This is a genomic window from Psychrobacter urativorans (assembly GCF_904846695.1).
Classification (GTDB): Bacteria; Pseudomonadota; Gammaproteobacteria; order Pseudomonadales; family Moraxellaceae; genus Psychrobacter; species Psychrobacter urativorans.
This window is the reverse complement of record NZ_CAJHBR010000049.1, coordinates 1-2,860: the sequence shown is the minus strand read 5'-3', so window position 1 is coordinate 2,860 and position 2,860 is coordinate 1. Positions and strand designations below refer to the sequence as shown.

The 2,860-nt window shown below is 37.4% G+C and carries 4 protein-coding genes; 1 reads left to right on the top strand and 3 read right to left on the bottom strand.

Translation table 11 applies throughout. The annotated features are described in order from the left end of the window. The coding region (locus JMY09_RS14245; protein WP_201624602.1) for a RepB family plasmid replication initiator protein at window positions 1-380 on the bottom strand (380 nt) is incomplete at its 3' end. A 753-nt stretch (window positions 381-1,133) separates the two neighbouring features. Between JMY09_RS14245 and JMY09_RS14240 the strand changes: the two genes are divergently transcribed. Then, a complete protein-coding gene (locus JMY09_RS14240) occupies window positions 1,134-1,334 on the top strand; it encodes a DUF7336 domain-containing protein (RefSeq protein WP_201624600.1) in 201 nt (66 codons plus the stop codon). 207 nt (window positions 1,335-1,541) lie between these two features. Here JMY09_RS14240 and JMY09_RS14235 read toward each other — a convergent pair whose 3' ends face one another. Continuing rightward, window positions 1,542-1,868, bottom strand: coding sequence for a hypothetical protein (locus JMY09_RS14235; protein ID WP_227677383.1), 327 nt, complete (start codon window positions 1,866-1,868; stop codon window positions 1,542-1,544). A 318-nt stretch (window positions 1,869-2,186) separates the two neighbouring features. Further along, the coding region (gene repM / locus JMY09_RS14230) for a replication initiation protein RepM (protein WP_201624596.1) at window positions 2,187-2,860 on the bottom strand (674 nt) is incomplete at its 5' end.

The window sequence follows — 2,860 nt, the reverse complement described above, 5'->3', positions numbered from 1 at the left end:
AGCCGTGTTATCAAGGGAACAACATCAGACGTAAAGCGCATATAAACGATACCGCTATCAGGCTCAACGCCTATCTTATCTACCCAGCGACAATGAAACGACCTGTCTTTGCCGTTCTTTGGGTTTTTGTCGTGGTAGGTGACATATCGGTCAAACAGTCCTTTACTGGCATCTTTGACGACCGTGTACGCTGTTTTATCATTTACCCCGAACTGCTTTGCGTAACTACTTGCATGGATTTTTAGCAGACTGTCATGCGTGATGCCTTGACCTGAATTGCGAGCCTCAATAATTGCCAATAGGATTAGTCGCTGTTCTGCTAAATCGAGCGTATAACTTGCATTGATTAATGCGGTATCTTTAACGACTAACTCAGACATAATGACGGCTTATTATCGAAATGATTTTAATGATGATAGCACAATTAACTTACTTTGTTTACTGACGTAAGTACAGGTGCGATAAACGTAAGGGTATTGGCTTAAATTGGTGCGATAAACGTAAGGGTATGGTGCGATAAACGTAAGGGTATGAACGCTAGACGCCTTTACTATAAAGGGCTGTCAGGGACTCTAAAAGCTCTTTTAAAAGCTAATTACTTAAAAGCATAAGAATTTTTTTTGATTGTTAATAGCTTTATTTTGAATTGATGACTAAATCAGGCTCAGAACATCATCAAGAATTGATTAATCCGTGACTGGATAGATTGACTCAGATTTGAATTATTGGTTATTGGTGAAATTATCACCAAGCTCAGGCAATAATCAAATGATTAGTAATTGCTCATATTTTCCCTGTAAGCGTCTTTGATTGCTCAGTAGCTAACTTACTAGGTCTTCACCCTTAGAATTGAAATGTGAGCTAATCAGACAGCAAATAAGTGCTATTTCAGCTCATATCATTGGTTATTGGTTTAGCTATAGGCTAATGATAGGAAAAAAGCACAGCAACCAGCCCTATAATTCAAGAGTCTGTTATAGATGGTTCCATAATGACAGTCTGTTTTAAGTGGTCTGTTAATAGGTTTAAATGCTGAAATAGATGGTTCCCTTGGGGTATAGCTGATAACCGTTATTTTTTAACTCTAAAATATGCTATTCCTACTTAGCTATGTTTTTTTATGGAGGTTTTTAATGAAGAGAGTATATGTTCTTGAACATGCTATTGATGGTTTGCCCGAAAACATGAGATTATTAGGCGTTTATGACTCTAAACAAGAGGCAGAAAAGGCTATTAAAACCCTTAGTGACAAGCCAGGCTTTAAAGATCATCTTGATGATTTTTTGATAGATGAGTACGAATTAAATAAACTTTGTTGGTCTAGTGGTTTCTAAGCTATCCGATGCCTGTATAGTGCACCGAACAAGTGAAGGTATACTCAAAGAACTTTATTGACCGGCTATCTAAACAGATTAGAAGCAGTCACTTCAGAAACGATTATAATAGATTTTATCCTTATCCAGATGCTCCAGAGGATAAGAGAAAGGAAATTTCCGAAGCATTCCATTTGTGGCTAGACTCAAATTTATAGCGAATGGGTGCTATTCGATGTCAAATTGATATTTCTGTTTATCATACTTAGCCGCATAGGGTACTACGTTCGCAGAATGCTTTTTTTTATGCCTATCAATATAATTGATATTTATTGAGTCCTCGGCATCAGTATATTGAATAGTATATTTATATGAAGAATTAGAGGCAATATTACCTATTGAGTCTATTTTTCCAGCGGCTTCGTATTCAATATTCACATCAGTTATAAGATAAGGACTCTTATTATTTATAATGATTTTGCCTTTATCTGATTCAAAAGGTGCGCATGATATTAGAAATATACTTATCAAAACAAGCAAAAAACTCTTATTCATAATCATGCTCACCCTAATTTTCTTCGTCTGGTCTTTAATCGGTTCAGCTCGTCTTGTTTGCGGGCTATCTTTTGTTCTATCGTTGGCATAATCTCACCTAGAAAAATTTATGGTCTGTGTTAGTATAACAGTGAATTGGAGTTGTTTCACTTGGCTGTCTTTTTAGACAAGTGCGAGTTTTCGACTTCACAAATGTTTATTCCCTACGGTCATACATTTATAAAGTCAAAACATCGGCAGGGGCAAAGCCCCCACACCCCCAACACTACGAAAAGACGTAGTGTTAAAAAGCAAAAATATGTGAAATTTAAAATGGTGCTATGCCTTATGCTTTTTAGGTTGATAACCTAACTTTGCAAGATAAGGCATATAACGCATTTGCTTATTTTTATCTACTAGATCACTAGCAATAATAGCGGCAAACTCAGCAGTACTTTTACCAATAGGCGCATTACTACCAAGTTCAGGTAAGGCAGCAAGCTTGGCGCTGAATGTTTTTACTTGGCTATCTGTCATCTTGATGAACGCATCGTCTTTGGTTATCTGCTCAGGCACTTTCTTTTGTTTGAATTTGAAGGACATGGCGGTAATAGTGCGACCTGTTTTGTGCTGCTCGTAATTGACCGTAATATCCGTATGCTCATTAATCTGTTTGATAGCAAGGTCAATAACTCTTATCTTGAAGTTATACATTTCTTTATACTTTTCAGGCTCAACGCCTAACTTTTGGCGTAGGTCATCAATCTTATATCGCTGTGTAAATCCTTGTTCACGCCATGCCACGCAAAGCTCATATAGTCGAATAGCATAGCTACTGCTCAGGTTCGCTACTTTCTCGATTTCATAACTTGTGAAGTGACTTTCAAGCCGTGTTATCAAGGGAACAACATCAGACGTAAAGCGCATATAAACGATACCGCTATCAGGCTCAACGCCTATCTTATCTACCCAGCGACAATGAAACGACCTGTCTTTGCCGTTCTTTGGGTTTT